This window comes from Agrobacterium fabrum str. C58 (genome assembly GCF_000092025.1).
GTDB classification, from domain to species: domain Bacteria; phylum Pseudomonadota; class Alphaproteobacteria; order Rhizobiales; family Rhizobiaceae; genus Agrobacterium; species Agrobacterium fabrum.
The window spans coordinates 2,045,749-2,071,267 of the sequence record NC_003062.2; the positions used below are offsets into that span (position 1 = coordinate 2,045,749).

Annotated in this window: 21 protein-coding genes and 1 pseudogene; 4 read left to right on the top strand and 18 right to left on the bottom strand. The window is 59.8% G+C overall.

Going from position 1 to position 25,519, the window contains the following annotated elements; all coding sequences use genetic code 11:
* Positions 1-143: 143 nt before the first annotated feature.
* The 5 genes from lpxC to ATU_RS10200 form a co-directional block, all read right to left on the bottom strand.
* Complete coding sequence (gene lpxC, locus ATU_RS10180; protein WP_010972045.1) at positions 144-1,100, bottom strand: UDP-3-O-acyl-N-acetylglucosamine deacetylase; 957 nt, start codon at positions 1,098-1,100, stop codon at positions 144-146.
* Positions 1,101-1,370: 270 nt separating this feature from the next.
* A complete protein-coding gene (gene ftsZ / locus ATU_RS10185) occupies positions 1,371-3,122 on the bottom strand; it encodes a cell division protein FtsZ (protein ID WP_010972046.1) in 1,752 nt (583 codons plus the stop codon).
* 92 nt (positions 3,123-3,214) lie between these two features.
* Positions 3,215-4,546, bottom strand: coding sequence for a cell division protein FtsA (ftsA, locus tag ATU_RS10190; protein WP_004442783.1), 1,332 nt, complete (start codon positions 4,544-4,546; stop codon positions 3,215-3,217).
* Positions 4,543-5,475 carry a cell division protein FtsQ/DivIB gene (locus ATU_RS10195; protein WP_006310438.1) on the bottom strand — a complete coding sequence of 311 codons (933 nt, stop codon included), beginning with the start codon at positions 5,473-5,475 and terminating at the stop codon, positions 4,543-4,545. The genes ftsA and ATU_RS10195 overlap by 4 nt, the downstream gene beginning before the upstream one ends.
* The gene (locus ATU_RS10200; protein WP_010972048.1) at positions 5,463-6,389 is read right to left on the bottom strand and encodes a D-alanine--D-alanine ligase; all 927 of its coding nucleotides are present in this window, start codon (positions 6,387-6,389) and stop codon (positions 5,463-5,465) included. Before ATU_RS10200 ends, ATU_RS10195 begins: the two co-directional genes overlap by 13 nt.
* A 543-nt stretch (positions 6,390-6,932) precedes the next feature.
* Here ATU_RS10200 and ATU_RS10205 point away from each other — a divergent pair.
* Positions 6,933-8,237, top strand: a complete 1,305-nt coding sequence (locus ATU_RS10205; RefSeq protein WP_010972049.1) for an MFS transporter — start codon at positions 6,933-6,935, stop codon at positions 8,235-8,237.
* Between the two features lie 69 nt (positions 8,238-8,306).
* Here the strand turns inward: ATU_RS10205 and ATU_RS10210 are convergent, their stop codons facing one another.
* The 13 genes from ATU_RS10210 to mraZ form a co-directional block, all read right to left on the bottom strand.
* Positions 8,307-9,116 carry a GGDEF domain-containing protein gene (locus tag ATU_RS10210; RefSeq protein WP_010972050.1) on the bottom strand — a complete coding sequence of 270 codons (810 nt, stop codon included), beginning with the start codon at positions 9,114-9,116 and terminating at the stop codon, positions 8,307-8,309.
* Positions 9,117-9,317: 201 nt separating this feature from the next.
* On the bottom strand, positions 9,318-10,283 hold the full coding sequence (gene murB / locus ATU_RS10215; protein WP_010972051.1) for a UDP-N-acetylmuramate dehydrogenase: 966 nt from the start codon (positions 10,281-10,283) through the stop codon (positions 9,318-9,320).
* Positions 10,280-11,695, bottom strand: a complete 1,416-nt coding sequence (murC, locus tag ATU_RS10220; protein ID WP_010972052.1) for a UDP-N-acetylmuramate--L-alanine ligase — start codon at positions 11,693-11,695, stop codon at positions 10,280-10,282. The genes murB and murC overlap by 4 nt, the downstream gene beginning before the upstream one ends.
* On the bottom strand, positions 11,692-12,828 hold the full coding sequence (murG, locus tag ATU_RS10225; RefSeq protein ID WP_010972053.1) for an undecaprenyldiphospho-muramoylpentapeptide beta-N-acetylglucosaminyltransferase: 1,137 nt from the start codon (positions 12,826-12,828) through the stop codon (positions 11,692-11,694). Before murG ends, murC begins: the two co-directional genes overlap by 4 nt.
* A gap of 6 nt (positions 12,829-12,834) precedes the next feature.
* The gene (gene ftsW / locus ATU_RS10230; protein ID WP_010972054.1) at positions 12,835-13,989 is read right to left on the bottom strand and encodes a putative lipid II flippase FtsW; all 1,155 of its coding nucleotides are present in this window, start codon (positions 13,987-13,989) and stop codon (positions 12,835-12,837) included.
* Positions 13,990-13,993: 4 nt separating this feature from the next.
* Positions 13,994-15,403 (bottom strand): UDP-N-acetylmuramoyl-L-alanine--D-glutamate ligase, encoded by a 1,410-nt coding sequence (murD, locus tag ATU_RS10235; protein WP_010972055.1) that lies wholly within the window; start codon positions 15,401-15,403, stop codon positions 13,994-13,996.
* 3 nt (positions 15,404-15,406) lie between these two features.
* Positions 15,407-16,507: a phospho-N-acetylmuramoyl-pentapeptide-transferase gene (mraY, locus tag ATU_RS10240; protein WP_006310449.1), complete on the bottom strand. Its 1,101-nt coding sequence runs from the start codon at positions 16,505-16,507 to the stop codon at positions 15,407-15,409.
* Positions 16,508-16,530: 23 nt separating this feature from the next.
* Positions 16,531-17,964 carry a UDP-N-acetylmuramoylalanyl-D-glutamyl-2,6-diaminopimelate--D-alanyl-D-alanine ligase gene (locus ATU_RS10245; RefSeq protein ID WP_010972056.1) on the bottom strand — a complete coding sequence of 478 codons (1,434 nt, stop codon included), beginning with the start codon at positions 17,962-17,964 and terminating at the stop codon, positions 16,531-16,533.
* A complete protein-coding gene (locus tag ATU_RS10250; protein WP_010972057.1) occupies positions 17,961-19,430 on the bottom strand; it encodes a UDP-N-acetylmuramoyl-L-alanyl-D-glutamate--2,6-diaminopimelate ligase in 1,470 nt (489 codons plus the stop codon). The genes ATU_RS10245 and ATU_RS10250 overlap by 4 nt, the downstream gene beginning before the upstream one ends.
* A 57-nt stretch (positions 19,431-19,487) precedes the next feature.
* Positions 19,488-21,230: a peptidoglycan D,D-transpeptidase FtsI family protein gene (locus ATU_RS10255; protein ID WP_006310452.1), complete on the bottom strand. Its 1,743-nt coding sequence runs from the start codon at positions 21,228-21,230 to the stop codon at positions 19,488-19,490.
* Positions 21,230-21,796, bottom strand: a complete 567-nt coding sequence (gene ftsL / locus ATU_RS10260) for a cell division protein FtsL (RefSeq protein WP_010972058.1) — start codon at positions 21,794-21,796, stop codon at positions 21,230-21,232. The genes ATU_RS10255 and ftsL overlap by 1 nt, the downstream gene beginning before the upstream one ends.
* Position 21,797: 1 nt before the next feature.
* Positions 21,798-22,823 (bottom strand): 16S rRNA (cytosine(1402)-N(4))-methyltransferase RsmH, encoded by a 1,026-nt coding sequence (gene rsmH, locus ATU_RS10265; protein WP_010972059.1) that lies wholly within the window; start codon positions 22,821-22,823, stop codon positions 21,798-21,800.
* A gap of 14 nt (positions 22,824-22,837) precedes the next feature.
* Entirely contained in the window at positions 22,838-23,278 is a 441-nt protein-coding gene (gene mraZ / locus ATU_RS10270; protein ID WP_006310455.1) for a division/cell wall cluster transcriptional repressor MraZ, read from the bottom strand.
* Between the two features lie 705 nt (positions 23,279-23,983).
* Between mraZ and ATU_RS10275 the strand changes: the two genes are divergently transcribed.
* The 3 genes and pseudogenes from ATU_RS10275 to ATU_RS10285 form a co-directional block, all read left to right on the top strand.
* Positions 23,984-24,385 (top strand): DUF350 domain-containing protein, encoded by a 402-nt coding sequence (locus ATU_RS10275; protein WP_010972060.1) that lies wholly within the window; start codon positions 23,984-23,986, stop codon positions 24,383-24,385.
* Between the two features lie 9 nt (positions 24,386-24,394).
* Positions 24,395-24,991: a DUF1190 domain-containing protein gene (locus ATU_RS10280; RefSeq protein ID WP_006310457.1), complete on the top strand. Its 597-nt coding sequence runs from the start codon at positions 24,395-24,397 to the stop codon at positions 24,989-24,991.
* A 1-nt stretch (position 24,992) separates the two neighbouring features.
* Positions 24,993-25,499, top strand: a pseudogene (locus tag ATU_RS10285) (glutathionylspermidine synthase family protein); the annotation flags it as partial.
* Positions 25,500-25,519 lie beyond the last annotated feature (20 nt).

Consider the following 25,519-nt stretch of genomic DNA (forward strand, 5'->3'; position numbering starts at 1 on the left):
GACGCATTAACGCATTTTTATGGCATCGGCCCATGCAATCGCACGATTATCGGGCGATAACATGCAACTTCCTGCCCCGCCTCACAAAAAAGCCGCCCCAAGGGGAGCGGCTTTTTCTGTCAATTGATAGCCTGCAAACAAACTTACGCAGACCAGGGTGCAAATTCCGGCATGTTGACCGCCACGAATTCGCGGGCGCGCACCTGATTGCGGGCAGCCGGCGCTTCGACGATCTCATAGGCCGAAGGATCGCTCAGCAGCGCCTTCAGCGCATTCGCGTTGACCTTGTGGCCACCACGATAGGAGCGGTAGCAGCCGATGAACTGCGCACCGGCAAGTGCCAGGTCACCCACGGCGTCCAGCGTCTTGTGACGAACGAATTCGTCCTTGGCGTAACGCAGGCCTTCCATGTTGATGACGCTGTTGTCGTCGGAGATGACGACCGAATTCTCAAGCGAGGAACCGAGCGCATAACCCGCGGCCCACAGACGCTCCACGTCACGCATGAAGCCGAAAGTGCGGGCACGCGACAGTTCGTTCTTGAACGTCTCTGCCGTCAGATCACCCTTCCAGGACTGCCTGCCGATCAGCGGCGTGTCGAAATCGATATCGACCTCGAAGCGTGTGCCGTCATAGGGGCGGAACTCAGCCCAGGACGCACCCGAATCGATGCGCACCGGCTTGGTGACGCGGATGTAACGGCGCTTCACACCGAGATTCTTGATGCCGACCGATTCGATCGCCTCGATGAAGGGAGCGGAACTGCCATCCATGATCGGCACTTCGGGACCGTCGACTTCAACGATGAGGTTGTCGAGGCCCATCGCGTAGATGGCAGCCATGACGTGTTCGATCGTCGCCACTGACTGGGATAGCGAACGGCCGAGCACCGTGCACAGATCGGTATTGCCGACATTGGCCGAAACGGCCTTCAACTCAGTGACGCTGCCATTGTCGTGAAGGCGCTGAAACAGAATGCCCGTTCCGGCTTCCGCGGGCTGGAACGTCATCGACACCGGGTTGCCGGAATGCACGCCAATGCCTTTAAGCTGAACAGCATGTGCGATAGTTGTCTGAAATCCGAGCAGTCCGATGGTCATGCGTCTATGCCTTGTTTTGCAAACCGCGCCGTCTGAACCAGCGCCGTTCAAGTTTTCAAGCCGGTTTTGGCAACCGGCCAAGTCCGTATTATCCCTTACCCAGGCTCATACATACGCACATGAAGGTGTCACGACAAATCACTGTTCGTTTCGGATTGTTACATGCACAAGCCTTTGAAAACGCAAATTAATTTAGTGTTAATAACGTAAAATAAACAAAACGCCCGGATCGTGAGATCCGGGCGTTTCGAAGAGCGTATGGAATCGCCTTTAGTTGGACTGGCGGCGCAGGAAGGCCGGGATTTCCAGCTGATCGTCGTCGTGATGGCTGGACGAGGAAGGCGTCGCACGGCCGTGATCGTCAAGCTGGCCACGACGCGGTGCGTAGAGGCTGGCTTCCGGCGAAAGCGGCGCGCGGCGCTGCGGCGCCATGCTCGGCGCATCCATCATGTCGGAGGGAACTTCTTCCTCTTCGCGGCGACCAAGCGAGTTGGTGATGCGCTTCAGAAGACCCATCGGGCCACGCTCTTCCTGTGCAACCGGAGTAGCGCGATCACGGTGATCCATCTCGGCCTTCACGACCGGCGGGAAGTCTTCGACCTTCGGCATGCGTACCGGCTCTGGCTGGCGGGCAACCGGAGCAGGCTCCTGGTAGACTGGTGCCTGCGGCTGCTGCATGCGCGGCGCCGGAACGGCAACCTGTTCCGGAGCGTGGTAGACCGGTGCCTGAGCAACCGGCGCCGGAGCAGCCTGCTGAACCGGCTGGGCCGGACGAAGAGCCGCCGGCGCTTCAGCCGGGGACGATGCGAACAGCTTGCTCTGCGGACGGAAGTCCTGAGAAGGCTGCTGGTGGGCGGCAAAACCAAGTTCGCGTTCCATTTCAGCTTCCGCCGAACGGATGGTCTGGGCGATCTGGTCTACGGTCTTTGGTGCCTGCGATACTGCATGTGCAGGCTGAACTGCGGCCGGAGCGGGAGCAACGGCCGCGGAAGGACGGATAAGCGGCTTGGCGGCAGCTGCGCGCATTTCGGCAATGTTCTGTTCGCCGATGCCCGCAACGCGGTCGATGCCGGTGGCGACGACGGAAACGCGGATGAGGCCTTCCAGAGCTTCGTCGAAGGTTGCGCCGAGGATGATGTTGGCATCCGGATCGACTTCTTCGCGGATACGGGTCGCCGCTTCGTCGACTTCGAACAGGGTAAGGTCGCGACCGCCGGTAATGGAGATCAGCAGGCCCTGTGCGCCCTTCATCGAGGTTTCGTCGAGCAGCGGGTTGGCAATTGCCGCTTCCGCAGCCTGCATTGCGCGGCCCGGACCCGAAGCCTCGCCGGTGCCCATCATTGCGCGGCCCATTTCACGCATGACCGAACGGACGTCGGCGAAGTCGAGGTTGATGAGACCTTCCTTCACCATCAGATCGGTGATGCAGGCAACGCCGGAATAGAGAACCTGGTCAGCCATGGCGAAGGCGTCGGCGAAGGTCGTCTTGTCGTTGGCAATGCGGAAGAGGTTCTGGTTCGGAATGACGATCAGCGTATCGACGGACTTCTGCAGTTCCTCGATGCCCTGTTCGGCCAGACGCATGCGGCGGCCGCCTTCGAAGTGGAAAGGCTTGGTGACGACGCCGACTGTCAGGATACCCTTGTTGCGGGCAGCCTGTGCGACGACGGGTGCAGCACCGGTGCCGGTGCCGCCGCCCATGCCGGCGGTGACGAAGCACATGTGGGTGCCGTTCAGGTGATCGATGATCTCGTCGATGCATTCTTCAGCGGCAGCGCGGCCGACTTCCGGCTGGGAACCGGCGCCGAGACCTTCGGTGACGTTGACGCCGAGCTGGATGACCCGATCTGCCTTCGTCATGGTCAGAGCCTGCGCATCCGTGTTGGCGACGACGAAGTCGACGCCCTGGAGGCCAGCCGTGATCATGTTGTTGACAGCGTTACCGCCACCGCCACCAACACCGAAAACGGTAATGCGTGGCTTCAGCTCGGTGATATCAGGCTTTTGCAGCTGTATCGTCATTTTACCATTCCTTCTTTCTCTGGCCGCATCGCCCCGCTGGCCGATTCTTGAAAACTCAACTCTGAAACCTCCGGCTTACGCCACGAGGCCACTCAAAAACTTTCTTTCAGCCATTGCCCAACCCGGGCTATCCGGCCGCTACCGTTGCCAAACGGCGAAAACATTCCGCCTTGCGCCGCATGAATTTCGATGTCCGCCACCTGCGGATAGATCATCAGTCCGCAGGCGGTTGAAAATGCCGGTCCCTTGGCCGCTACCGGAAGACCGGCCACGCCCATGGGGCGGCCAATACGAACGTTGCGGGCGAGAATGCGCCGTGCCGTTTCCGGCAGTCCCGTCAGCTGGCTTGCGCCGCCAGTCAGGACAACGCGTTTGCCGACGATGGGGCTGAAGCCGGACTTCTGGATACGATCACGGATCAATTCCAGCGTCTCTTCGATACGCGCCCGCACGATGCGGGTAACAAGTGCTCTTGAAACTTGCGATGGTTGATCGCGATCATCTTCGCCAATCGGCGGGATCGAAATCATGTCGCGCTCATCCGCGCCATTCAGCAAAGCCGAACCATGCACCACCTTCAGTCTCTCCGCATCTTCGATTCGTGTCGAGAGGCCTCGTGCAAGATCTGTCGTGACGTGATGGCCGCCAAGGCCGATCGCGTCGGTGTGGATGAGGCGGCCCTCAGCAAAAACCGAGATCGTCGTGGTGCCGCCGCCCATGTCGATGGCTGCACAGCCAAGCTCGACTTCATCGTCGACGAGCGCCGCAAGACCGCTGGCATAAGGCGTCGCCACCATGCCTTCGACCGAAAGATGCGCGCGATTGACGCAAAGCTCGAGGTTCTTCAACGCCGTGCGTTCGACCGTCACCACATGCATGTCGACACCGAGAAGATCGCCATACATCGATAGCGGATCACGGATGCCGCGCTCTCCATCCAGCGAATAACCCGTCGGCAGCGAATGCAGGATCGCCCGGTCCTGGCGCATGGACTGCTGGCTTGCCGCCACCAGAACCTTGCGCAGGTCGCTTGCTTCCACTTCCTGGCCACCGAGATCGATGCTCGCGGTATAGATGTCGCTTGCCAGCCGTCCGGCCGAAACATTAACGATCAGGCTGTCGACGGTCAGGCCCGCCATGCGCTCGGCCGCATCGACCGAAAGACGAATCACGCCTTCGAGTGCGTCGAGATCGGCGATCACGCCGGATTTCACGCCGCGCGAGCGCTGATGGCCGATGCCGATGATTTCGACCTTGTGGGTACGGCCCGGCAGGATTTCGCTTTCCTGACGCGGTGTCAGCCGGCCGATCATGCAGACGACCTTGGTCGAGCCGATGTCGAGTACGGAGACGATGTGGCTGCGCTTGGAAGAAAGCGGCTTCAGACGAGGCAGGCCGAAATGGGAAGAACCAAAAAAGCTCATGTGTTCTTCTCCGCTTTCTTGAGAGCCTTGGTGCGCGCATCTACCGCGGTCTGACGGCGTTCGGCAGCACCTTCGGTCAACTGGATAGTGGTGCGGTCCGTCAGTCTGAGGTCCACCGCTGCGACATCGCGCGACAGCACCTTTTCCTCGAGATCGAGCCGCGCCAGCAATTGCAGCGCCTGCGGCAGGTTTTCTTCTGGCAGCTTGACGACGATACCGTTATCGAGATGCAGATCCCAGCGGCGACCGGCAATGCGCACATAGGCGCGAACGCGGTTGCGGATTTCCGGCCAGTCGGCCAGTTGCGCGACGAAACCGGCAGCACCCGTTTCCGCGTCGCGTCCGACGAACAGCGGCAGGGCGGCAAATTTATTGTCACGCAGCGGCGCGATGACACTGCCGCTTTTTTCGATCAGCGACAGTTCCGTGCCGTGCTGCCAGATGCCGAAGGCCTGGCGTTCCTTCAGGCGAACTTCCACCGTCTTCGGATAGACCTTGCGGATATCGACATCTTCCACCCAGGGAAGCTGGACGAGCTTGCGGCGTGCCGCATCGATATCAAGCGCAATCAGCGAGGTGCTGCCGTCGAGGCCGAGAAGCTGGAAGACTTCGATTTCCGAAGTCTGCAGATTGCCGGAGACCTTGACGTCCTCAACCGCGAAACCGGCGGCCGAGGTCGTCGTCTGGGTGACGATATTCGTATGGCCGCCGAGCGACATGCCGTAAAGCCCGATCATCGCGTAAAAGGCGACGGCCGAAATCGTGCCGGTATGGGCGGGAATATGAATGCGTCCGGTCGCAAGGCTGACACCGAAACGCACGAAGCGACGCAGAGGACGCGGCAGCACCCTGCGATCGTCGGCATTGGCCGTCGCCGCGTATTGCTCGCGCTTTTTTGCCGTCGACTTTTTGCCGGTCACCGCAAACACGAAGCGTCCTCCACCATCCAGCTGACAAGGTCACCAAAGGAGCGGCCAGCATGGGCCGCCATTTCCGGCACCAGGGAGGTCGGCGTCATGCCCGGCTGCGTATTCACTTCAAGCCAGATAACTTCGCCATCTTCTGAGAAGCGGTCGTCGTAACGAAAGTCTGAACGGCTTACGCCACGGCACCCGATCGCCTGATGCGCCATAACCGCCAATGTTTGAATCTTTTGGTAAATTTTCGGTGAAATTCCTGCGGGAATGACATGTTTCGAGCCACCAGCAGCGTATTTCGCATCATAATCATAGAAATTGTGACCCAGCGGCACCACTTCGGTGACGCCCAGCGCCTCGCCGTCGAGCACGCCACAGGTCAGTTCGCGCCCATGAATGTAGCGCTCGACCATCACCTGGTTGCCGAAAGGCCATTCCGACGAGGTGAGAATCTGCGGCGGATGCGACTGGTCTTCCTTGACGATGACGACCCCGAAGCTCGAACCTTCGCGCACCGGCTTCACCACATAGGGCGGCTGCAGCGGATGTTCGCTGGTGAAATCGAAGCGGTTCATGACGCGCTCGCCAGCAACCGGGATGCCAGCGGCGGCGGCAACCTTCTTGGCCTGCGCCTTATCCATGGCAAGGGCGGACGCCAGCACGCCGGAATGTGTATAGGGAATGGCCAGATATTCGAGGATACCCTGAATGGTGCCGTCCTCGCCGAAGGGGCCATGCAGGGCGTTGAAGGCGACATCCGGGCGCAGCTCATCGAGTACGGCGGCGACATCGCGCCCCACATCAACACGGGTGACCTTGTAGCCTTCGCCTTCGAGCGCAAGCGCGCAGGCGTTGCCCGACGAGAGACTGACCGGCCGCTCCGACGAAAATCCACCCAAAAGAACAGCTACGTGCTTGCCGCCCATCGAACCCTCTGACACCAACTCTCCATTACGAACCATGTCCAAACCGACCGAATGAAACGGACGGTGATTCTGGCACATGATCCTTGAGATCAGTTAAACGCCATTAAGGTTAATGAATCGTTTACTTTCGTTAACCGCCGCGTCCAACATGCCGAGTTCCGTTAAAGAATCAGCATCAATCCCGATTACCTCCTTGGAATCAGAGAGTTGTACGGATTGCAACATGCAGGTTTTCAATGATCGGAAATAAAACCGCCCTGGCGGGTTCGCCACTTCGCGATGAAGGCAAGGTCGAAACGTTAACAGACGGGCTTATTCCCCAGACAAAATTATCTGGCGTTTCAGCATTTTAAATCCGCGGCCTGAATCAGTCTCTCAATCGCAGCACCGTGACCGGCAGTGCATTGCGAGGCCTGCGGTGTTCAACAATCACATTATTTGCATTATTTCTTTTTTAGCATTCCATAGGAACAAAAATTGCGTTAACGCAGTCCCTGCCTTCCAAGGCATGACATTCCAATCATCTGAAATGGAACCCAAACCATGACTGACGCGGTATCTCGGGTATCGTCGACAGCTGGCAATTCGAACGCTGTAAAGACAAATTCGCCTGCACGAGTTCTCACTGCCAGCCTGGTCGGCACGACCATCGAGTTTTTCGATTTTTACGTTTACGCCACGGCCGCGGTGCTCGTGTTCCCGGCCCTGTTCTTCCCGAACAGCGACCCGACGACGGCGCTTCTGGCATCCTTTGCCACCTTCTCCATCGCCTTTTTCGCCCGCCCGCTCGGCGCGGTGGTTTTCGGCCATTATGGTGATCGCGTTGGCCGCAAGGCGACGCTTGTCGCAGCTCTGCTCACCATGGGCGTGTCGACGGTCGTGATCGGCCTTCTGCCGACCTATGAGACGGCCGGCGTTCTGGCGCCGCTGCTTTTGGCGCTTTGCCGCTTCGGCCAGGGTTTTGGCCTTGGCGGAGAATGGGGCGGCGCAGTCTTGCTCGCCACGGAAAATGCCCCGCCCGGTAAACGCAGCTGGTACGGCATGTTCCCGCAGCTCGGAGCACCCGTCGGTCTCTTCCTCTCCTCCGGCGTCTTTTGGATTCTGCTGCACTTCATGTCGCAGGAAGCGCTCCTGAGCTGGGGCTGGCGCATCCCCTTCGTCGCCTCGATCATTCTGATCGCTGTCGGCATGTGGGTTCGCCTGTCGATCACCGAAACGCCCGACTTCCAGAAAGCGATCGAAAAGGAAGAACGTGTGGCCGTGCCGATTGCGGAACTGTTCCGCAGCCACAAGCGCAGCCTCGTGCTCGGCACCTTCGTGGCGCTGGCCACCTTCGTGCTGTTCTATATCGGCACCGCCTATCTTCTGTCCTACAACGTCAAGGTTCTGAAAATTCCGTTCCTTGATGCACTGGAAGTGCAAATCCTCGGCTCCATCGTCTTCGGTATCTTCATCCCGGTCGCCGGCAAGCTCGCCGAGAAATTCGGCCGTCGTGAAGTCCTGATCGTGACGACGATACTGATCGGCCTGTTCTCCTTCCTGCTCCCCAGCCTGATGACTGGCGGCGAAGGCTCGATCTTCGTCTTCGCGGCTCTGGCGATGATGCTGATGGGCATGACCTACGGCCTGATCGGCACGGCGCTCGCCGCCCCCTTCCCGACCCGCGTGCGTTACACCGGCTCGTCCATCACCTTCAACATGGCCGGTATCTTCGGCGCATCGCTGGCGCCTTACATCGCCACATGGCTGCAGGTGAATTACGGCATGGGTTATGTGGGTTACTACCTCTGCATCTCCGCCCTCATCACGCTGGCCTGCATTTTTCTGTCCCGCAAGGACGAAGTCTGATCTGAGACCATCGACGTCAAAAAGCCCGCGAAACCTTCGTTTCGCGGGCTTTTCCTTGTCTATTTCTGCTTAAGCCACTGCCTGGCGCCGCTCGACATGACCGCTCATGCAAACGCGATTGCGTCCTCCGCCCTTGGCCCGATAAAGCGCGAGATCGGCATTGTGCATGACCTTGTCGAAGATTTCGGCGTCGCCGCGAAAGGCGACGCCAATTGAAATCGTCACCGTAATTCGCAGATCCTGATACGCCACCGGCGTCGTCTCGATCGCCGCACGAACCCTTTCGCACATCTGCAGAAACGCGAGCGGGCTGGTTTCCTGCACGACGACGAACTCCTCGCCACCCAGGCGGGCGACATGCGCGGGAGGATCGAAATGCTCCTTTATCCGGCGGGCGACGCTTGCGATGACGAGGTCACCAACAAGATGGCTGTACCCGTCGTTCACCGCTTTGAAATGATCGATGTCCAAAAAGGCAACACAATAGTCGCTGCCAAGTTCGGCGCATGCCGCATAAAGGCCTAGCCGGTTGCTAAGGCCAGTCAGCGCGTCCGTATGGCTCAGGTGCAGGAAGCGTTCGTGGGACTGCACGAGAATTTGCACTTCCCTCGCATTCAGCCAGCAGACCAGCAACGTCACCGTAAAGGCGACAGCCCCGCCGAGCGTCACGCTTAACATGATCCCGTTGAAGAGATCGGTCACGAGCCCGAACTGCGCGAGAAGCGTCAGGCCACCCGTGCACATCACGATGACAATGAGCGTCACGAGACAAGCGATACGAACGGAGAATTCAAGAGGCCCCAGCCGCCGGCGACCCGCCTGCGTAGCGACCGAAAAACTCATCATCTCGATCGGTTTTTTCCAAAGACCCAACATCATGCTCAGAGTGCCTAAATCACGTAATGCCGTTGGTATTTGCAAATAAAGAAAGATTTAATATTTAAGGAGCGGGGCGTTACTTCGCCCACTCACGTATTTGTCGCCAAGATTATGGCAAAAATCGTTGATCGACCGTTACGATAAACGCAACGGTCTTATCAACACTCGTATTTTCTTTCAGTATAGAAGCGCGATCAAGGCTTACGCCCCGAGGAACGGCTCCACTTCACGGCCCGGCATGAAGAGGCCAAGGCGCTTGATTTCCCATTCCAGCCGGATGCCCGATTTCTCGAACACGCGCCTGCGGATGGTCTCGCCCAGATATTCCAGATCGTAGCCGGTCGCATGGCCGGTATTGATCATGAAATTGCAATGCAGCGACGACATTTGCGCGCCGCCGATGACCAGACCGCGGCCACCCGCCTCGTCGATCAGTTCCCAGGCGGAATGACCTTCAGGGTTCTTGAAGGTGGAACCACCGGTCTGTTCGCGGATCGGCTGCACGGTCTCGCGGTGATGCCGCACAGCGTCCATATCCGCCCGGATCTTTGCCTTGTCTTCCGGATAACCCTCAAACAGCGCCCCGGTGAAGATCAGGCCGGCATCGGCGCCGGAATGGCGATAGCTGTAGCCCATATCCGCATTGGAAAGCACATGTTGGTTGCCCTGACGGTCGACCGCATAGACCTCAACGACACGCTCACGCGTTTCACCGCCATTGGCGCCGGCATTCATGCGCAGCGCACCACCGATGGAGCCGGGAATGCCGTAATAGAAGTGGAAACCGCCAATGCCATTATCCATGGCCATGGCGGCAATGTGCTTGTCCGGGCAGATCGCACCGGCCTTGATGCGGTTTTCGTCCGCAAGCTCCACCGAGCCGAAGCCTTTGGCGGACAGACGCACGACAACGCCCGGAATGCCGCCATCACGCACCAGCAGGTTCGAGCCAACGCCGACCACGGTCAACGGCACGTCTTCCGGCAGAATTTTCAGGAAGGCGATCAGATCGTCGGTATCGTGCGGCTGGAACATCACCTCCGCAAGACCGCCGGCTCTGAACCACGTCACGCGGTCCATGGGCGCATCCGGTGTCAGACGTCCCCGCAATTCATTTACCCCGTCGCCGAGCCTCCCCAGCAATTTAACCCCATCGACCTGTCTCATTCAGACTTTCCTGATATGCTCTTCAATTCCGAAGGCAGCGCGGCTGCCCATTGTGTGATATTTCCAGCCCCCAAGAGAACCACAAAATCACCCGGATTCGCAATGGCTGCGACCTGCGACGCAAGGTCCTCCCGTTTTTCGAGGAAACGGGCATCGCGGTGACCGGCGGCCTTGATGGCCGAAACCAGCGCTTCCGAGCTTGCACCTTCGATTGGATCTTCGCCCGCAGCATAGACCGGGGCAAGAAGAATCGTATCGGCATCGTTGAAACAATGGGCGAAATCGTCAAACAGGCTGGAAAGACGGCTGTAGCGGTGCGGTTGGTGCACGGCGATGATGCGACCCTTGCAGGCCTCCCGCGCTGCCGCCAGCACGGCCTTGATCTCAACCGGATGATGGCCGTAATCGTCGAAGACCTGCACGCCATTGGCCTCACCCGTCAGCGTGAAGCGACGCTTGACACCGGCAAAGGAGGCAAGTCCCTTCTTGATGTCGGCTTCCGAGATGCCGAGACGGTTGGCAACGGCAATCGCCGCCGTTGCATTGGACACATTGTGGCGTCCGGGCATCGGCAGTACGAGGTCCTTGAAGGAGAATATCTTGCCGGTGCGGCGACGACGGATTTCCACGTCGAAGATCGACCGCGTACCATCGATGCGGACATTCGAGAACCGCACGTCGGCCTGCGGGTTCTCACCGTATGTGATGACCTTGCGGTCCTCGATCCGGCCGACCAGCGCCTGCACTTCAGGGTGATCGAGGCACATGACGCCGAAACCGTAGAACGGCACGTTCTCGACGAACTGTCGGAAAGCAGCGCGCACGGCGTCGAAATTGCCATAGTGATCCAGATGCTCCGGATCGATATTGGTGATGACGGCCACATCGGCCGGCAGCTTCAGGAAGGTGCCGTCGGATTCGTCGGCCTCCACCACCATCCACTCGCCCTCGCCCATGCGCGCATTGGTGCCATAGGCATTGATGATGCCGCCATTGATGACGGTCGGGTCGAGATTGCCGGCTTCGAGCAGCGTTGCGACCATGGAGGTCGTCGTTGTCTTGCCGTGGGTGCCGCCAATGGCGATGGCATTGCGGAAACGCATCAACTCGGCCAGCATTTCGGCGCGGCGAACGATCGGCAGGTGTTTTTCACGCGCGGCGATCAGTTCCGGGTTGTTCTTCTTGATTGCGGTGGAAACGACAACGACCTCGGCATCACCGAGATTATCCGCCGTGTGGCCAACGAAAACCTCGATGCCCTTGTCGCGCAGGCGCTGCACATTGGCGCTGTCGGCCTGATCCGACCCCTGAACGCGATGGCCGAGATTGTGAAGCACTTCGGCAATGCCGCTCATGCCGATCCCGCCTATGCCGATGAAATGCACAAGGCCTATGGCTTTCGGCATCTTCATGCCCCAACTCCTTCATTCTTCTTCTTGAATTCCTGTACGGACCGGCCTTCGGCAATCGCCTCGACCAGATCGGCCAGCACATCCGCCGCATGCGGTTTTCCGGTCGCCTTGGCCGCTGCCGCGGTGGCAGAAAGCCGGTCGGGCTCGGCAAGCGCCGATGACAACAGGCTGGAAAGCTTCTGCGGCGACAGTTCCGCCTGCTTGATGACGCTTGCCCCGCCGGCTGCCGAAAGCGCTGCCGCATTCGCCGCCTGATCATGGTCCAGCGCATGCGGATAAGGCACGAGGATCGACGGACGGCCGATCACCGAAAGCTCCGATACGGTCGAGGCGCCCGAGCGGCTGATGACGAGATCGGCCTCACCGATGCGTGAGGCCATGTCGCCGAAGAAGGGGGAAACGTCAGCCTTCACACCCAGCTTCTGGTAGGAGGCGATGACGCTGTCCTTGTCTTCGGGGCGCGCCTGCTGGGTCACGACGATGCGTTTGCGCTGCTCGTCCTTCATCAGGCAGATCGCTGCCGGAACGGCGCTCGAAAAGAACTGCGCGCCCTGGCTGCCGCCGAAAACCACAAGCTGGAAGGTCTCGCCCGTCTGTGAAGGCGTATAGGGAATTTCAGATGCAGCCAGCACCGCCGGGCGCACCGGATTGCCGGTCGCAACCGTCTTCTCCGAATATTGGCCGTTGGCGGGCGGCAGGAAGCCGCCGGCAATCGCCTTCACGCGGGCAGCGAGCGCCTTGTTGGCGCGGCCCATAACCGCATTCTGCTCGTGAATGATCGAAGGAACGCCAAGTCCGGTCGAGGCCAGCAGCGGCGGCACGGTGGGATAACCGCCGAAACCGACAACCGCGACCGGCTTCAGTTTCGTCACCAGCCGGCGCGCGGTGCGCAGGCCCACCCATAGTTTCCAGAGCGAACGCACGACCGAAATCGGGTTTTTCGAGCCGATGGTGGCTGAAGGCACGACGTGAATTTCATCGGCCGGGAACTTGCCGGCATAACGTTCGGCGCGGCTGTCGGTGACGAGATGCACCTGATAACCGCGCGCCTTCAGCGTATGCGCCAGGGCTTCCGCCGGAAACACATGGCCGCCGGTTCCCCCGGCGGCAAGAAGAACAATACCCTTGTTCATGATCGTTTACTCCGCAGGAACGCCGGAACCGACGCGGAAGAAGCTGCGCTCCTGCGCCCGCTTTTCCGGTCTGTGGCGTGTCAGCGCCAGAAGGAAGCCGGCGGTCACGCAGATCGCCATCATCGACGAACCACCATATGAAATCAGCGGCAGCGTCATGCCCTTGGCGGGCATCAGCTCCAGATTGACGCCGATATTGATCATCGACTGCATGCCGATTTGAAGGACCAGACCGGCCACGGCAAAACGGCAGAAATCGTCCTTTTCCTTGAAGGCGTGCGAGAGGCCGCGCAGCACGATGAAGGCGAAGATCGCGACGAGGAACATGCAGAATATAATGCCGAATTCTTCCGCCGCCACCGAGAAGATGAAGTCAGTATGGCTGTCTGGAATGATGCGCTTGACAATGCCCTCGCCCGGTCCACGCCCGAACCAGTCACCGCGAATGATCGCCTCGCGCGCGGTATCCACCTGGAACGTATCGCCCTCACCCGTCCAGAACCGGTCGATACGGCCTGCAACGTGCGGCAACATGAGATAGGCGGTCACAATGCCGCCGACACCGAGACCACCGAGCATGATGATCCAGAACCACGGCACGCCGGCCATGAAAAACATGCCGCCCCAGACCACCGATGTCAGGATCGTCTGACCGAAGTCCGGCTGGGCGATAAGAAGTGCGGCAACGATGCCAAAGGTGATGATGGCGAAGAGATTGCCCGGAATTTCAGGATGGCGCGCCCGCTCAGCAAAGAGCCATGCACAGACAATGACGAAGGCCGGCTTCATGAATTCGGAAGGCTGGATCGAGAAAGTGCCGATGGAAATCCAGCGCCGCGCGCCCTTGACCTCTATGCCGAAAAACAGCGCAAAGATCATCATCAACAGTGCGGCAATCAGCATGATGACCGCAACGCGCCTGACCTGTCGGGGTGACAGGAAGGAAAGGCCGACCATGATTGCCAGTGACGGCACCATGAACATCGCCTGGCGTTCAACGAAAAAGAAGCTGTTGAGACCGATACGCTCGGCAACCGCAGGCGACGCTGCAAAGGACAGCATCAGGCCGATACCCATCAGCGCGACAAACGCCGCCAGAAAGAAACGATCGATGGTCCAGAACCACTCCGCGACCGGACCGCGATCAACTCGGCTTACCATGGCCTCAGCCCCCTTTTCCAGAGTGAACGAGCATCGTCATGCCCTCGAGCGCCGCAACCTGCGCGACGAACGAATCACCTCTGATTTCAAAGTTCTTATATTGATCGAAGCTTGCGCAAGCCGGGGATAACATCACGACATTGCCGGCCGTCGCATCTTTTTCCGCATCCGCCGCCGCGTGCTGCACCGCCTTGTCCAGCGTACCGGATATTTCGTAAGGCACCGCCTCGCCAAGCGTCGCAGCAAATTCCGCCGCTGCCTCACCGATCAGATAGGCCTTGGCGATGCGCGGGAAGAGCGGCGAAAGGCTGGTGATGCCGCCCGCCTTGGGCAAACCGCCGGCGATCCAGTAGATGCGGTCAAAGCTCGAAAGTGCGGGCGCTGCCGCATCGGCGTTGGTCGCCTTGCTATCATTAACGAAGGTGACATTGCCACGCCGGCCGACGGGCTGCATGCGGTGCTTGAGACCGGGGAAGGACTTGAGACCGGCACGAATTTCCTCTTCGGAAACACCGACCGCAAGGCAGGCAGCAATCGCTGCCGCTGCATTCTGTGCATTGTGGCTGCCGCGAAGCGTCTGGATACCGTCGAGATCGACCAGCAGCGAAGACGTGCCGCCATGCGCCCTGAGTATCTGGCTGCCTTCGGCATAGAGACCTTCGGAAACGACATTGCGCTTGGAGATGCGCTCCACCTTGACGCCGGCGCGCTCGATGCGATCGGCAATCAGCGTCGAATGACTGTCATCCACGCCGACAATCGCAGTGCCGCTGCCGGCCACCAGCCGTTCCTTGACGTCGGCATAATGCTGCATCGTGCCGTGCCGGTCGAGATGGTCAGGCGTCAGATTGAGCAGAATGCCGGCGGTCGGATTGATCGTCGGCGCCAGATCGATCTGGTAGGACGAGCATTCCACCACGTAGAAACGTTGTGCCTTGGGCGGATCGAGGCTCAGCACCGCCGTGCCGATATTGCCGCCGAGCTGGGTATCGCGGCCCGATGATTGCAGAATATGCGCGATCAACGCTGTCGTCGTCGACTTGCCGTTGGTGCCGGTAATCGCAATGAAAGGGCAATCCGGCGCATGCACCCGCCGCTCACGGATGAAAAGCTCGATATCGCCGATCACTTCGACGCCCGCCGCCTTCGCAAGGTCCACCGACCAATGCGGCTTCGGATGCGTTAACGGGACTCCCGGAGCCAGCACAAACGAGGAAAACGAAGACCAGTCAATCGTGTGGAGATCCGCAGTCGCAATACCCTCGGCCTGCGCCTTCGCGACGCTGTCAGGATTGTCGTCAAAAGCAACGACAGCAGCACCACCGGCAACCAGCGCGCGGGCGGTGACGAGACCGGAACCGCCGAGCCCGAAGAGAGCGACTTTCTTACCCCTAAACGACGTGACCGGGATCATCGCTCACCTCAGCTTCAGGGTGGCAAGACCGAGCAGCGCGAGGCCGACGGAGATGATCCAGAAACGGATAACCACCTGGCTTTCCGTCCAGCCCTTTTTCTCGAAATGGTGATGGATCGGCGCCATCAGGAAGACGCGGCGGCCGGTGCGTTTAAACCAGAAGACCTGGATGATGACCGACAGCGTTTCCATGACGAACAGACCACCAACGATGACCATGACGATCTCATGCTTGGTGGCGACGGCGATGGAGCCAATCAGACCGCCGAGCGCCAGCGAACCCGTATCGCCCATGAAGATGGCGGCGGGCGGCGCATTGAACCACAGAAAACCGAGGCCCGCGCCGATGACGGCACCGACGATGACGGCGAGTTCACCCGTACCGGGCACGAAATTGATCTGCAGGTAATTGGCAAAAACCGCATTACCGGCGAGATAGGCGATCACGCCGAAGGTGGCGGCAGCGATCATGACCGGCACGATGGCGAGACCATCGAGACCATCGGTCAGGTTCACCGCATTGCCCGCACCGACGATGACAAAAGCACCGAACAGTACGAAGAAATAACCGAGATTGATCACGAATTCCTTGAAGAAGGGAAAGGCGATGGAGCTGCCGAGCGTGCCGCCATGCGGTGCGGAGGCAAGCGCCATCTTCATCATGAAGAACACGGCAATCGCCGCAATCAGAAATTCGATGCCGAGACGGGCCTTGCCGGAGAAACCCTTGTCGCTCTGCTTCGTCACCTTCAGATAATCGTCGTAAAAGCCGATGGCGCCGAAACCGAGCGTCACCATCAGAACGGCAACGACATAGACGTTCGACAGGTCACCCCAGAGCAGCGAACCGCCGAGAATGCCCGCAAGGATCATCAGTCCGCCCATGGTCGGCGTACCGGCCTTCTTGAAATGCGTCTGCGGCCCGTCGGCGCGGATCGGCTGGCCCTTGCCCTGGCGCACGCGCAGCGAGTTGATGATCGCCGGTCCGAACAGGAACACGATCAACGCAGAGGTGAACATTGCAGCACCCGCCCGGAAGGTGATGTACCGGAAGAGGTTGAACAGTTGAACTTTGTCCGACAGTTCGACGAGCCAGATCAGCATAATTGCCCTTTCAAAAGGCTATTTCAGACTTGGCGTTCCGTCTCGGGGAATGCCGGATACTTGTCAAGCAGGGCGGCGACAATCTTGCCGAAACCAAGCCCAAGTGACGATTTTACCATCAGCGCGTCTCCCGGTTGCACCCATTGCAGGGCAAAATCGGTGAGTTCCGCCGTCGTCGGGAACCAGATGACGGTGACGCTGTCAGGCAGCGCGTCGCGAAGCGCGGCCATGGCCTCGCCCGCGAGCCAGACATGTTCGATACCGGCAGCGAGCAGCGGCCCGGCCAGCTCTTCGTGCAACTGCGCCGAAAACTCGCCCATTTCCAGCATATCGCCGAGAACGGCGACGCGCCGGCCGTGACCCTGCGTTTCCGTTTCCGCCAGCACGGCAATCGCCGCACGCATGGAGGCCGGATTGGCATTGTAGCTTTCATCGATCAGCAGGAAGGATCCGCCATTGATCGTCAGGTGGTGGCGCTGGCCACGTCCCTTCACCGCCTCGAGCGTTCCGAGCGCCTCAAGCGCACGGTCGAGATTGGCACCGGTGACGGCAACGGCACCAAGGACCGCCATCGCATTGTCGGCGATGTGCCGGCCGGGAATGTTGATGTGCAGCTCGCTGGTTTCGCCGTTGAGGATCGCCCAGATCGTCGAACCCGTCGTCGTGCTCTCGAAATCCGCAAGGCGGAAATCGGCCTTGGCATGCTGGCCGAAGGTGAGGATATGTTCGATACCCGCCTCCTGCGCCGCCTCTTCAAGCTGCTCGAACTGGGCGTTGTCGCGGTTGAGGATGACGGAGCCGCCCTCTTCCACGCCTTCGAAAATTTCGGCCTTCGCGGCAGCGATCTCTTCGATATTCTTGAAATTGCCGAGATGGGCGGGCGCGATGGTGGTGATGATCGCCACATGCGGGCGGACCATCTTTACCAGCGGCCGGATTTCGCCGGAATGGTTCATGCCGATTTCGAACACGCCGAATTCCGTATCGGCAGGCATGCGTGCGAGCGTCAGCGGCACGCCCCAATGGTTGTTGAAGGACGCCACCGCCGCATGCACCCGCCCCGAAGGGGCCAGAGCCTGCCGCAGCATCTCCTTGGTCGTTGTCTTACCCACCGAACCGGTCACCGCGATGATGCGCGCCGAGGTTCTTTCGCGCGCCGCAAGGGCAAGCTTGCCAAGGGCTGCAAGTACGTCCTCGACCACGATCATCGGCACGGTTAGGCGACCAAGCGCCGGCAGCTTGGCTTCGGCAACCACCAGAAGGCTGGCGCCGTTGGCAACGGCAAAGCTGGTATAGTCATGGCCGTCTACCCGATCACCCTTGATCGCGAAGAAGGCTTCACCCTGTTTGACCGTCCGGCTGTCGATGGAAATGCCGGTGATACCGGTCGGCAGGTTGCCCACCGGGCGGCCTGCCGTGATGGCGATCATGTCGGCGACTGTCCATAACCAGCTCAAATCTTCGATCCTTCCAGCTCTGCCAGTGCAGAGCGCACCTGTTCATGATCGGAAAACGGCAGCGTCACGGAGCCGACGATCTGCCCTTCTTCGTGCCCCTTGCCCGCGACGATCAGCGTATCGCCATGCGACAGCATCGACACCGCATGACGGATCGCCTCTGCCCGATCGCCGATTTCCAACGCGCCGGCTGCCGCCGCCATGACCTCGGAGCGGATCGTTGCGGCATCTTCCGAACGCGGATTGTCGTCCGTGACGATGACGATGTCGGAAAGCCGCGTCGCCACCTCGCCCATGATCGGGCGCTTGCCCTTGTCGCGGTCGCCACCACAACCGAAAACGGTAATGATTCGGCCGGAGGTGAAGGGCCTAACCGAGGTCAGCACGTTTTCCAGTGCGTCGGGCTTGTGGGCGTAATCCACATAGGCGAGCGCGCCATTCTTCGTCTGGCCGACGAGTTCGAGACGACCGGCAGCGCCAACAAGCTTTTCAAGCGCCTTCAACGCTGTCGCGGCGGGAACGCCGGTGGACATGGCAAGACCGGCAGCGACAAGCGCATTCGCCACCTGGAAATCGCCAGCCAATGGAATGTCGACTTCAAAGATTACGCCGTCATGATGTACTTCGATCATCTGCTTGTGACGGAAATGCTCGACACGCTTCAGCGTCAGATATTGACCGTTGCGGCCGACGGTGCGCACCTCGAGACCCGCTTCGCGCGCCGCACCGATCGCCTTGTCCGACCATGGATCGTCAGCAAAGATCACGGCGGGAGCGCCTTTTTCCATCAGCGTATCGAAGAGCCGCATCTTCGCGGCCATATAGTCCTCGATGGTCGGATGGTAATCCATGTGATCGCGGCCGAGATTGGTGAAGCCGGCGGCGGAAAGGTGCACGCCATCAAGACGACGCTGGTCCAGACCATGGCTGGAGGCCTCCATTGCCGCATGGGTCACGCCTTCGCTCGCAAGTTCGGCCAGAAGCGCGTGCAGCGTCACCGGATCGGGCGTCGTCAGCGCGCCATAATCTTCGCGACCAGGAGCGATGACGCCCGTGGTGCCGATCTGAGCGGCGGCATGGCCAGCAAAAGCCCAGATCTGCCGCACGAAGGAGGCAACGGATGTTTTGCCCGCCGTGCCGGTGACGGCAACCATGGTATCAGGTTGTTTTCCGTAAAAACGGGAGGCGGCAAGCGAGAGATAAAGGCGCGGGTCCGTGACCACCAGCACCGGCACGTCGGCTTCCACTGCGTGTCCGGAAACAACGGCGACCGCACCTTTGGCAACCGCGTCCTTCACATAGGCCGCACCGTCAGCCTTGGTGCCTGCAACCGCGACGAACAGGCTGCCGGGCGCAGCCTTGCGGCTGTCTGCGGTGATCCCCCCGATTTCGATCGCCCCGATTTCAGACAGGAGCAATTCTTTCAATTCCGGAAACGCATTTCCGGATATATCTCGCAAATTCATCGACTGTGTCCGTCTTGTCCCCCCGGCGCGAATCGCCGGAACATCATAAGCTAACAATCAATAAGACACGAGCAAGGCCGAGCCATCCTTGCCGAACTTCGGCTTCACGCCCAGCACCGCCGCCGTGCGGGTGATGATGTCGTGCACCATCGGTGCTGCGGACGTGCCGGCAAGCGCCGCGCCGTTGCCCTTGTCCGTCTTCGGCTCATCGATGAAGGACAGCACCACATATTGCGGGTCATCCATCGGGAAGGCCGACAGGAAAGCGTTGAAGTTCTTGTCGTGCACGTAACGTCCGTTGACGACCTTATCAGCCGTGCCGGTCTTGCCGCCGACGTTGAAGCCGTCGACGCGCGCATTGCGGCCGGAACCGTTGACGCCGTTCCACTCGAACAGGAAACGCATATCCTTGCTGGCGCCAGGCTTCAGAACCTGTTTCGCCACCTGATCCGCCTGTTCGCGGGTACGCGGCAGGAATGTCGGCTCGATCAGCTTGCCACCATTGACGAGCGCCGCACCGGCAACCGCCGTCTGCAGCGGTGTCGTGGAAACACCGTGACCGAAGGAAATGGTGATGGAGTTGATCTTCTTCCATTCGCGCGGCTGCGACGGCAACGCCACTTCCGGCAGTTCGGTCTGCATGCGGGTCAGGAGGCCAAGCCGCGTCAGGAATTCCTTGTGGCCTTCGGTACCAACGGTGTCGGCGATCTTGGCCGTACCGATATTCGAAGAAAACTGGAAGATTTCCGGCACCGAAAGCATCCGGCCCTTGCCGTGGAAGTCCTTGATGGTGAAGCCGCCGATGCGGATCGGATAACGCGCATCGAACATATCACCGAGACGGACGCGGCCCGAATCGAGACCCATGGCAATCGTGAAGGACTTGAAGGTGGACCCCATTTCGAACGTGCCGTTCGACATGCGGTTGAGCCAGCCTTCCTTGGCGCCTTCGGCCGGGTTGTTCGGATCGTAATCCGGCACCGAGGCCATGGCGAGAACTTCACCGGTATGCACATCCAGAACCACGGCACCCGCACCGATCGCCTGGAACTTGGCGATCGCCGCCGTCACGACTTCACGCACGATGGACTGCACGCGCAGATCGATCGAAAGCTTCACCGGTTCCAGCGGCTGGTCGCTGGTCATGCCGAGCGCCGTCAGATCGGCCAGCCCCTGGCTGTCGACGTAACGTTCCATGCCGGCAACACCGCGATTGTCGATGTTGACGTGGCCGACGACATGGGCGGCGGTCGGCCCACCGGGATAAAAGCGACGCTTTTCCGGGCGGAACCCGACGCCGGGAATGCCGAGCGCCAGAATCTGGCTCTGCTGCTTCGGCGTCAGCTGACGGCGCAGCCACTGGAAACGCGAATTGGAGGTGAGCTTCTGATAGGTGCCGCGCTGGTCGAGGTCAGGCAGCACGGTGCGCAGCTTTTCGATGGCCTCGTCGATATCGACAATGCGATGCGGCTCGGCAAACAGCGAGACGGTGCGGATATCGGTGGCCAGCACCTCGCCGTTGCGGTCGAGGAGATCGGGGCGCGACGCCATCAGCCGGTCTGCGGGCGCGATGCTCGACACCGTTTCCTGTTCCGCCATGCCATATTGCACCAGACGACCACCGACGACGGCATAAAAGGCGATGAAACCGAAAATGAGAAGGCCGACGCGGCTTTTCGCCTGGGCAGCGCGCTTCTTGCGGGCGCCCTCAAAAGCAGCGTGGTCGGTATAGACACCGGTGGTGCTGGCGGAAAAGTGAGCCTTGCTCTTCAGGACCATGACACGGGAAAGGAAAGACATCAGCGGTTCACCGATCCTGTTATGGTTTCATCCATCTCGCCGGTTTCATCGCCAGCGGTGGCGGAGGCAACCGGTACAGGTGTCGGCGCCGGCGCCGGACGTGAAACGCGTGCGCGGGGCGTCGGAACCGGAACGCCGTTCACGGCGATCTGGCCGGCGGGCGGCGATTTCGGCTTCGAGGCACCACCGAGCGTGGCGCCCGGCTTGGAACCGTTGACGGCGGCGGCAATCACGTCCTCGACGCTCATGCCTTCAGGTTCGGGTGGCTGCGGCAATTGCGAGCGCAGCATGGGAAGCTCGCGCGGCTGCGCCAGTTGCGTCGGCAGCGTCGGCGAAAGGCCAAGCTCGGTCTGATAGGCGTTCACGACACGGTGTAGGCGGTTCGGCTGCGTCAGAAGCGCCCAGTCGGCTCTCAAAAGATCGATCGTATCCTTTTCAAGCTTGATCTCGGCCTCGAGCTTGCGGACCTCCTCAAGCTTCAGATCGGCCTTGTGCTTGATCGAATAGGTCACGACGGCCGCAGCGACCATCACACCCATCAAGATGACATCGAAAGTGCGCAGCATATCAGCCTCCCATCTTTTCAAGGCTGGCGAGATCGGGAAGCTCGAAGATCGAGAAATCCGCGGCCCGCGCCGGTGCGGTGGTGCGCAGGCCGGCGCGCAACTTGGCGGAACGGGCCCGCGGATTAAGCTCCGCCTCCTCGTCGCTGGCGGCGATCATCGGCTTGCCGATATTCTCGAAAATGGCGGGCTTGTCCTCCACCATTGGCAGATGCCGGGAACCGGCGGCCTTGCCCGAACGGTCGGAGAAGAACTTCTTGACGATACGGTCTTCCAGCGAATGGAAGGTGACGACGACCAGCCGGCCGCCGGGCTTCAAGGACCGTTCTGCAGCGAACAGCGCCTGCGCCAACTCGCCAAGCTCATCATTGACGAAAACACGCAGCGCCTGGAACACCCGTGTTGCGGGATGGATCTTGTCCTTCGCCTTGCGCGGCGTGACGATCTCGATGAGACCAGCCAGATCGCGGGTGGTGCGGAAGGGTTCTTCCGCCCGCTTCTTCTCGATGGCGCGGGCGATGCGGCCCGGCTGCTTTTCTTCACCGAGAAAACCGAAGATGCGAATGAGATCGCCGACCTTCGCACGATTGACGACATCGGCCGCCGAAACGCCCGAAGCGGACATGCGCATGTCGAGCGGACCATTCTTCTGGAAGGAAAAACCGCGCTCGGCCTCGTCGATCTGCATGGAGGAAACGCCGATATCGAGAACGACGCCATCAAGCCCATCCTCGGGAGCATGCTTGGCAAGATCGGAAAATTGCGACTGGATGAGGCTCAATCGGCCGCCATTGGCGACAACCATCGCCTCGCCGCCGGCGATTGCTGTCGGATCGCGATCGAGCGCGATGACGTTGGCACCCTGGTCAAGAATGGCCTGGGTATAACCGCCGGCGCCAAAGGTTCCGTCGAGAATGATCTTGCCGGGCGCTGGTTCCAGCGCGGCAATGACTTCGCGAAGCAGGACCGGGATGTGACGCTGAGGTCCGCCATCGGCATCAGAAGATCGCCCGCCAGAATTCGCCGCCATTCCGTGTCCCCGTCCTATGCGGGGCGAGCAGCCGAAAAACCGCGCCCCGCTCTTGCTTCCGCCTGCGCCGCCAGAAACGCATTCGGTTGCCAAAGCTGAAAATGATCCGCCCGTCCGACGAAGGTGACCTCGGTGGAGATGCCGGTGAATTCCCGCACAAAATCCGTCACCATCAATCGACCTTCCTGGTCGAGCTTCATGAAAACACCGCCGCCGTGAACCAGCAGCGACATCGCGTTCGCCTCCGGCGAGAAGGCATCCATGGACGCTATCTGCCGCTCGTAGCGCTCCAGCAGATCCGGACCGCCGACGCTGATTGCCGGAAAGGCGAAATCCTGGAGACAATAAAGCTCCTGAATGTCGCGCCTCGCCAGCACCGAACGAAACGGAGACGGAACCGAAACGCGCCCCTTGGCGTCGATCCTGTTCGTCACGTTCGATAAAAAGCGGTCCATTACTCAACTCGCCAAAACCGCGTTCCGCGAAGCGAACCATCCACTTCACAGACGACACCGGTACGCACGACACATCGCCAAGCGCCAGGGCAAGATGCCCTGCAGCAGCCCCTCGCAGGCTCCTCACTCGTTTCAGCGATTGCGGGTCAAAAACACGACCCAATGTGGTGTGCATTTGGGATATCATGGGACACTATGGGCGTCAATGGGATGAAGCCGGCACGATACCGACTTCGCATCGGAAATTCATAAGCCGTTAAGTTTAACGAATGGTTTACTTCAGTCGCACGGAGGCACATTCACGGCGCGGAAAGGTGCTGTGAAATCAACGTTTCTGTTGTAAAAACAAGGAAATGATTTGGAGCACCGCTCCAACTGCAAAAGGAGAGCAGCCGGACATCACTTACGGCTACACGACCTTGTCCTCCTTACGACCCGTTTGCATGCAGTCCCCGACGCCTCTCTGGCCTTCTCGAGCAGGAAGACCCAATCCACCACCGTGTATATGTTCCCCGCTTCTATCAACGGCGTAATTTTTTCGAGTTGCCCGCCACTCGCGGCCATGAAGACGAACGAGGAAGGAATAGATCACCGGCGGCGCTGATACGGACCACGTTGAGATCGAATACGGCCAATGAGAGCTTGACTTTTTAAACTTTCAATTGATTTTATACTCCTCAAATTGATTTTTATTGAGATATAATGATGACAATATACGCGGCCGGTTTACCCGCATTTCTAAGTTATTTCAGCATCGGCCTAGTGTGTTTTGCGATTTTTTCCACCATTTACACGCGCCTGACGCCACACGAAGAAGTTGAGCTCATCAAGGCTGGAAATATTTCGGCGGTGGTCGCCTTTCTAGGCGCCCTGATCGGCTTCAGCCTTCCGCTGGCATCGGCGGCGGCCCATTCGGTCAGCCTGCCCGACTACGTGATCTGGGCAGCGATCGGCCTGCTGGTGCAAGTCCTTGCGTTCTACATCGCCAAGCTCACCATGACCGACCTGCATTTGAAAATCACGGAGGGTAATGTCGCGGCCGGGCTCTGGAGCGGCGGCATCGCCGTGGTCATCGGGACTTTGAATGCCGCCTGCATGGCGTATTGAGGAACAGACATGCATCTGGACGTGACAGAACATCCGCGTCTTGCCCTGGGCACGATTGCCGCGATAGGCCTTTTTATGGCTTTTTCAACCGAGGAAGAGGTCCTCTACACCTCCGTTGACAAGTGCGTCGCCTCAGGCGTTTATCCCAAGGCTTGCCAAGCGGCATCCGAAGACGCCAACCAGCATCACCTCGCCACGGCACCGAGATTTCGCAACATGGTCGCATGCGAAATGGAATATGGTGCGGGTAATTGCGCTCAGCTGAGACAGAGCGTCAATTCCGACAATTCCAGCAGCACGAGCGCTTTCGTCCCTTCACCGGCCGGATTTGTGATGCCCCGATCCGTCGAAAACTTTTCAGACTACAGTGAATATCGTCGCCGTCAGCAAAACAACGAGTCTGGTTCCGCGGGTGCGATGTCGGCCTATCGAAAACGCAACGGCGACCTCGTCACACCGGACGTGAGTGCCGGCCAACAGAACAACGGCGGAGGCGGAGGCGCTGCAGGAGGCGGCGCGCTGGCCAATGATGTGAAGACGCTCAACGCCAAAACGAACGTCAAGGGCCGCGGCGGATTCGGCGGCCACTCCTTTTCCGGAAGCTGACATGCGCCGCATCACAGTACCACCGCGCCCGGATTGGCGCGAAAAAGCCAATGCCGTGGGTTTCTCCTTCCATGAAATGCACGGCGAACCTTACTGGGTGGACGATGCGGCCTATTGCTTTGGACTTGAGGAAATCGAACGCAATATCGAAGAACCGAGCCAGATTCTACACGATATGTGCATGGATCTCGTCGCCGACATCGTAAACAGTGAGGAGGCGCTCACCCGCCTTGCCATCCCGCGCGATTATCACGATGTGATCCGAAATTCATGGCGGCGGGGTGACCGCCACCTATATGGCCGTTTTGATCTCGCCTATGACGGACATGGCCCCGCAAAGCTGCTGGAATACAATGCAGACACGCCCACTTCCGTCTTCGAAACGGGATATTTCCAGTATAACTGGCTGACCGATCAGGTCGCCCTTGGAACGCTCCCGGCGCAAACCGACCAGTTCAACTCGGTTCAAGAAGCCTTGATCGAGGCCTTTGGGCAATTCTCGCGAGACAGGATGGGGGTGCGGATAAA

Excerpts from the sequence above, each read along its gene's own strand:
- ATU_RS10280 (WP_006310457.1), top strand. The coding sequence starts at position 24,395 with ATGCATCTGGACGTGACAGAACATCCGCGTCTTGCCCTGGGCACGATT.
- ATU_RS10255 (WP_006310452.1), bottom strand. The coding sequence starts at position 21,230 with ATGTCTTTCCTTTCCCGTGTCATGGTCCTGAAGAGCAAGGCTCACTTT.
- lpxC (WP_010972045.1), bottom strand. The coding sequence starts at position 1,100 with ATGACCATCGGACTGCTCGGATTTCAGACAACTATCGCACATGCTGTT.
- ATU_RS10250 (WP_010972057.1), bottom strand. The coding sequence starts at position 19,430 with ATGAATTTGCGAGATATATCCGGAAATGCGTTTCCGGAATTGAAAGAA.
- ftsL (WP_010972058.1), bottom strand. The coding sequence starts at position 21,796 with ATGCTGCGCACTTTCGATGTCATCTTGATGGGTGTGATGGTCGCTGCG.
- mraY (WP_006310449.1), bottom strand. The coding sequence starts at position 16,507 with ATGCTGATCTGGCTCGTCGAACTGTCGGACAAAGTTCAACTGTTCAAC.
- rsmH (WP_010972059.1), bottom strand. The coding sequence starts at position 22,823 with ATGGCGGCGAATTCTGGCGGGCGATCTTCTGATGCCGATGGCGGACCT.
- mraZ (WP_006310455.1), bottom strand. The coding sequence starts at position 23,278 with ATGGACCGCTTTTTATCGAACGTGACGAACAGGATCGACGCCAAGGGG.
- ftsW (WP_010972054.1), bottom strand. The coding sequence starts at position 13,989 with ATGGTAAGCCGAGTTGATCGCGGTCCGGTCGCGGAGTGGTTCTGGACC.
- murG (WP_010972053.1), bottom strand. The coding sequence starts at position 12,828 with ATGAACAAGGGTATTGTTCTTCTTGCCGCCGGGGGAACCGGCGGCCAT.
- ATU_RS10210 (WP_010972050.1), bottom strand. The coding sequence starts at position 9,116 with ATGATGTTGGGTCTTTGGAAAAAACCGATCGAGATGATGAGTTTTTCG.
- ftsA (WP_004442783.1), bottom strand. The coding sequence starts at position 4,546 with ATGAGCTTTTTTGGTTCTTCCCATTTCGGCCTGCCTCGTCTGAAGCCG.
- ATU_RS10275 (WP_010972060.1), top strand. The coding sequence starts at position 23,984 with ATGACAATATACGCGGCCGGTTTACCCGCATTTCTAAGTTATTTCAGC.
- murB (WP_010972051.1), bottom strand. The coding sequence starts at position 10,283 with ATGAGACAGGTCGATGGGGTTAAATTGCTGGGGAGGCTCGGCGACGGG.
- ftsZ (WP_010972046.1), bottom strand. The coding sequence starts at position 3,122 with ATGACGATACAGCTGCAAAAGCCTGATATCACCGAGCTGAAGCCACGC.
- murC (WP_010972052.1), bottom strand. The coding sequence starts at position 11,695 with ATGAAGATGCCGAAAGCCATAGGCCTTGTGCATTTCATCGGCATAGGC.
- murD (WP_010972055.1), bottom strand. The coding sequence starts at position 15,403 with ATGATCCCGGTCACGTCGTTTAGGGGTAAGAAAGTCGCTCTCTTCGGG.
- ATU_RS10205 (WP_010972049.1), top strand. The coding sequence starts at position 6,933 with ATGACTGACGCGGTATCTCGGGTATCGTCGACAGCTGGCAATTCGAAC.
- ATU_RS10200 (WP_010972048.1), bottom strand. The coding sequence starts at position 6,389 with ATGGGCGGCAAGCACGTAGCTGTTCTTTTGGGTGGATTTTCGTCGGAG.